This window comes from Nitrospirota bacterium (genome assembly GCA_016180645.1).
Lineage (GTDB): Bacteria > JACPQY01 > JACPQY01 > JACPQY01 > JACPQY01 > JACPAV01.
Map to the genome: position 1 here is coordinate 1 of JACPAV010000062.1, position 5,758 is coordinate 5,758.

General features: G+C 59.6%; 2 protein-coding genes. Both read left to right on the forward strand.

Going from position 1 to position 5,758, the window contains the following annotated elements; translation table 11 throughout:
- Positions 1 to 307 precede the first annotated feature (307 nt).
- Positions 308 to 2,422 (forward strand): hypothetical protein, encoded by a 2,115-nt coding sequence (locus HYT87_20150; GenBank protein MBI2062033.1) that lies wholly within the window; start codon positions 308 to 310, stop codon positions 2,420 to 2,422.
- A gap of 23 nt (positions 2,423 to 2,445) precedes the next feature.
- Positions 2,446 to 5,758: MFS transporter (locus HYT87_20155; GenBank protein ID MBI2062034.1), on the forward strand; the 3,313-nt coding region annotated here is incomplete at its 3' end.

Genomic DNA, 5,758 nt, shown 5'->3' on the forward strand with positions numbered 1-5,758 from the left:
AGATTGAGGCTGGCATAGGGCCCGCCGCTCTTCCCCCCGCGCCGGCCGAGAAAGCCGTGCAGCAGGCCATCCGCCTTTTTCCATTGCGGGACCTGGAGCCACGTCAAATCCATACCCGATAGTTATCGCAACTCCTCCCCCGGCTGCAAGACGGCCGACCGGGTGAAAAAAACAGTTGACAAGCTACAGCCGGACTAAGGAGAATGACCCAAGCCGTACGGCTGAACGACCCGGCATGCAAGAGAAGCGGCCCTGGGCAACCTACTTTTTGGCGGTCCGTAGAGGTCTGCGGAGCGGCCGCCTAGATTTGCCTGAAGCGACTAGTTCATTCGGGCGCGCGCTCCTGTCGGCAGGCCTCGCCGCCGCGTCGCTCCTTTCAGCCTGCCAACCCGTATCTCCTCTGCTGGTCCGCGAGGCGCCTCCCGCCTTTTTTTCCGACGAAGCCGATGCCTACGCGGAAGCCCGCTGGCGAAGCCTTGAGCTGCGGAAAAATATCGACGAGCTGGCAAAGGCGACGTCTCGCGAGCCGCCGTCAGATGCGCTTCAAAGGCTTGGGCTCTACAGGCGCGAATACTTTTCTCTGCGTGAAATTCTCTTCAGCGGGGCAATGCTCCATGCCTCGGCTATCGTGGAGAGAGCTGAAGGGCAAGACCTCGGGACTCTCCTATTGAGATCCAGCTTGGCGCTTGTGGCGGGCACGACGCTACTGCAAAACTCCCACGCCGTCGCGGCCTTGCTGCGCGACCATCCGGCCCTGCGGGCCGCGTGGAACGAGCCTGATCCCGAATATGGAATCCCGAAGGACAGTTGGGAACTCTCGCTGCAAACCTACAGCACAAGCCACCATCAAGATCTCTTCAGGGCGGCCATCGAGAGACTGAAGGGCCGCCGAGGAGATTTGGAGAGGCATCTCAAGGCCAACGACAGGATTTTTTTCGCCCTGTATCCCGACGGAATCGAGTCGGCCCTGCAAGAGGCGGAGGAGACCTACACGTTGCTGCGGGCGGGCTTCGCCTCAGAGGATTTGGCTCAGGATGAGGCGGAGGTGCGCCTCCTGGTCGAGCGATCCAAGAAACTGCGCAATGAGTGGGCCGCGTCCGCTCCTCTTCTACGCCAGGCCATCATGCGGGACGGCGGACTGATCCGAGGAAACGTTCATGTCCGCGTGCACGCCGCGAAACGGGACTATCTGGACCTGCGCGAAGCCCTGTATCGCCTGGCCTTCAAACACGTCGCCAAGCTCACTCGCGAGGACATCCCCTACCCGCGACCGTTTCGACTTCGCGCCGTCGGAATTTCCCTTTTAGCCGCCGTGACTCTCTACGAGAACGCCCGCCGGTTACAAACCTCTCTTCTTAGCATCCCCGGGGTCAAGGCCCTGCTCAACCAGGGGGACCCGGCCCTGGGTATTCCGCGAGGCTTCTGGGACAACATCGAGACGGAATTCACCAGGCTTCAATACAGGCGCCTCCTGGAGACGGGGATTCAAGCGGTAGACGAAGCGCGACATCTGCCTTCGGGTCCGGCGGAAACACAACCTTTCTTTGCCTATCTGGCTGCGGAAATCGCGACAAGCACCGCCATCCCGGAAATCCGCGGCGAAGGGATTCTCCCGAAGCTCGTCCGGGCGCTGCAGAGTTATTCGGGGCTGGTACAAAAGATGAGTTCTGGAATTCTCGGAATTGCCGCGTCTCCGTTGTTCACAGGGGTAGGGAGTCTCGCCGGCATCGAGCTCAGAAAAGGAAAACTGTTCGACCAACCTCAATGGGCGGAATTCGTCAAGGAGAGGCTGCGACCCGGAGATCTCCTGCTGGAAAAAAGTCCTTTTAGGCTATCCAACAAGTTCATCCCCGGACACTTTGGACATGTAGCCCTGTATGTCGGCACAGCAGCGGAGCTGAAGGCCCTCGATCTCCTCCAACAGCCTTGGGTAGCGAAGTATGTGAAGCAGGTTGGTGAAAGAAAAACCATCGTAGAGGCGCTCCCGGGCGGAACCCGGCTCAGTACTATCGAGGACTTTCTCAACACCGACGATCTCGCCATCATCCGGCCCAAGAGCGACAAAATTCCGCCTGCGGACGTGGCGAGAGCGATCACCCTGGCCTTCTCCCACATCGGCAAGCAGTATGACTTTTCTTTCGATAACAACACGTGGGACGCCATCGTCTGTTCCGAACTCGCGTTCCACACCTACGTGAACGTCCGCTGGCCTTTCGCAAAAATACTCAGCTCCTACACCATCTCCCCCGACGACGTGGCCGTCGTCGCCGGCTCGGACCCGGCGCGGCCCTTTGAGCTGATTACATTCGTCCACGACGGCCAAGTCGTGCACGACCGAGCGACCGGACTGCTCGATGAGCCAAAGTACATCGACCTCTTGGGCAAACGCTATGACGAAGCCGGGTACTTTGCGGCGCGATGACTCGAGACGACAAGTTCTCATTTATGCCCGTAGGTAAATACAGCGGCACGCTCGGATATCCCGGGTTCAAAGCGCTCCTCGCCACCCAGTTCTTAAGCGCCTTCAACGATAACGTCTACAGGATGGTGCTCTCATTGATCGCCTCCGGCGCCACCGGCGGCGGGGCCAGCGCCCTTGCCCTGGTCGGCGCCGTCTTTATTCTCCCTTCTTTGCTGTTCTCGGGCTATGCGGGACATGCGGCCGACGTCTGCAGCAAGCGAACCGTTATCGTCGTCACCAAGGCGGTCGAGGTGGCCGGCATGGGGTTGGCGCTCCTGGCCCTTTTCTCTCAAAGGCTCGAGCTTATGCTCCCGGTTCTGTTCCTATTGGCTCTCAATTCTGCCTTTTTCAGCCCGGCTAAATACGGCATCGTGCCGGAGATGCTCGCCGATAAGGATCTTTCCCGGGCCAACGGGCTTCTGGAGATGAGCACCTTCCTGGCCATCATTCTAGGGACTTCGTTGGGCGGCCTCATATTCGCCAGTTGGAGGGACCGGCCGGAGCTCATCGGCGTTCTACTCCTTGCGATCTCGCTGGCGGGGGCTCTTGCGAGCCTGAGGATCACCAAGGTCGCTGGTTCCGGGGTCATAAAACCGTTTCGACTTAATCCCTGGGCTGAGATCGGGCAGGGGATCGGACGGTTGTACGGGGACAGGAGCCTGTGGCTGACGGTCATAGGCATCTCCTATTTTTGGTTTCTGGGCGCCCTGCTCCAGATGGATATTATCCTCTTTGGCAAAGAGGTGATGGGGCTGGATGACTTGCGAATCGGCTTTCTCCTCACCTTTCTTGCCGCGGGGATCGGGCTCGGCAGCCTTTTAGCCGGACGTTTATCTGGCGACAAGGTGGAGTTGGGGCTGGTGCCTCTAGGTTCCATCGGCATGGGGATATTCTCCCTTCTCTTGTCGAACTCCGCCGAATCCTACGGGCAGGCAGCCGCGGCGCTCGCCATGCTCGGGTTGGCGGGCGGCCTGTTCGTCGTCCCGTTAAACGCCTTCCTTCAACAGAGGAGCGGGCGCGAGGAGAAAGGCCGGCTAATCGCAACCAACAATTTTCTCAATACGGGCGGGATTCTTCTCGCCTCCGGGCTGCTCTGGGCATTCCGCGACTGGCTGGAGGTGCCGGCGGACCGGGTCATATTCATCTGCGGTCTCTTCACGCTCACAGCAACGGCCTATGTACTCAGCCTTCTGCCCGACTTTCTCATTCGATTCACGCTCTGGATGTTTACCCACACGATCTACAGAATCCGGCTCGTGGGCCAGGAGCATGTCCCTTTCCGCGGGGCTGCGCTGCTTGTGTGCAATCACGTCTCCCATGTCGACGGCTTGCTCGTGGGAGCCTGTGTCCAGAGATTCATCCGGTTCATGGTCTACCGGCCTTACTACGAGCTGAAACCGCTCCATTGGCTTTTTCGCCTGATGAAAGCAATCCCGGTTTCGGGCAGGAGCCGAAAAGACATTATCGAGTCGTTGGAGCGCGCCCGCGAGGAGCTCCGCCAGGGTCACGTCGTCTGCATCTTTGCCGAGGGGGCGATCAGCCGGACCGGCAACCTGCTCCCGTTCAAACGGGGGTTCGAGAGAATCGTAGAAGGCATGGACGTGCCTGTGATCCCGGTGCATCTCGACCGGCTTTGGGGCAGCATCTTCAGCTTCAAAGACGGGCGCTTCTTCTGGAAGTGGCCCGAGCGTCTCCCCTATCCGGTCACGGTTACCTTCGGCGCCCCTTTGCCATCCAAGGCGACGGCGGAGGAAGTCCGACAGGCGGTTATCGAGCTGGGGTGCGAGGCGGTGAAGATCCGCCGGACGCCGCGGGACTTGCTTTCCGCGCGGTTTTTGAGGAGCGCCAAGCGGCGTTGGTTTTTGTTCTGCATGGCCGACTCCACCGGCAGGGAACTGACTTACGGCAAGGCGCTCACCATCAGCCTGCTCCTCGCGCAGTGGTTGCGAAAAAACGGCGGCGGTGAACGCATGGTGGGGCTCCTTCTACCCGCCTCGATCGCGGGGGCCCTGGCCAATATCGCTTTGCTCCTCGCCGGCAAGATCCCGGTCAACCTCAACTTTACGGCAGGGAGCGAAGCCATATCCTCGGCGATTAATCAGTGCAGGATCGAAACCATCCTGGCCTCGCGGACGTTTCTGGCCCGCGCCAAAATCGAAGAAAGGGAAGGGATGGTTTTCCTTGAAGACGTGATGAAACAAATGACGCCGTCGGCAAAAGTATCGACCGCCCTCCTGGCGTTCTTCCTTCCGTGCAGGGTGCTTGAAGCCATCTACTACCGCGGGGAGTGGAACCCCGACAGCCTTGCCACGGTCATCTTCTCCAGCGGGAGCACCGGCGTACCTAAAGGGGTCATGCTCTCCCATCACAACATCCTCTCCAATATCGAAGGGATCGCCCAGCTCTTTTGGGTGACGTCAAGAGACCGGGTGATGGGGGTGCTGCCGTTTTTCCACTCTTTCGGCTTCACCGGCACGCTATGGTTTCCGCTCCTATCCGGTTTCGGCGTCGTCTATCATGCCAACCCCATGGACGCCAAGACCATCGGCGAAACGGTATCGACGCGCAAAGCCACCATCTTGATCAGCACGCCTACCTTCTACGGGGCGTATCTAAAGAGGTGCCCCGCGGAACAGTTCTCCAGCCTCCGTTATGCTATCGCAGGAGCTGAGAAGGTCCCCGACTCGCTGGCAAGGGCGTTTAAAGAAAAGTATGGGTTGGATCTCCTGGAAGGCTACGGATGCACGGAGATGGCTCCTGTGATCTCGGTCAACATACCGGACGTAACCCACGGTCGGGAGCGGCAGACCGGCTTCAAGCCTCACACGGCGGGCCATCCCCTGCCCGGCGTGGCCGTGAAGGCCGTGGACCCCACCACCTGGGAAACGATCCCGCCGGGACAGGAAGGGCTCCTCCTGGTCAAGGGTCCCAATCGTATGGTCGGCTACTACGGCCAGCCCGAAAAGACCCAAGAGGTCGTTCGCGACGGGTGGTACGTCACAGGAGATATCGCCTCAATTGACGAAGATGGATTTATCCGTGTCACGGACCGCCTTTCCAGGTTCAGCAAGATCGGAGGCGAGATGGTTCCCCATATCAAGGTGGAAGAGGCGATGAATCAGATCGTGGGAGATCAGGCCTGCGTGATCACCGCGGTCCCTGATGAACAGAAGGGCGAACGCCTCGTGGCTTTTTATATTCGGAACGATATCACGCCGGGGGAGCTTTGGGAAAAGTTAAACCGCACGGACCTTCCCAAGCTTTGGATCCCTAAGCGAGAGAACATCTTCTCCGTCG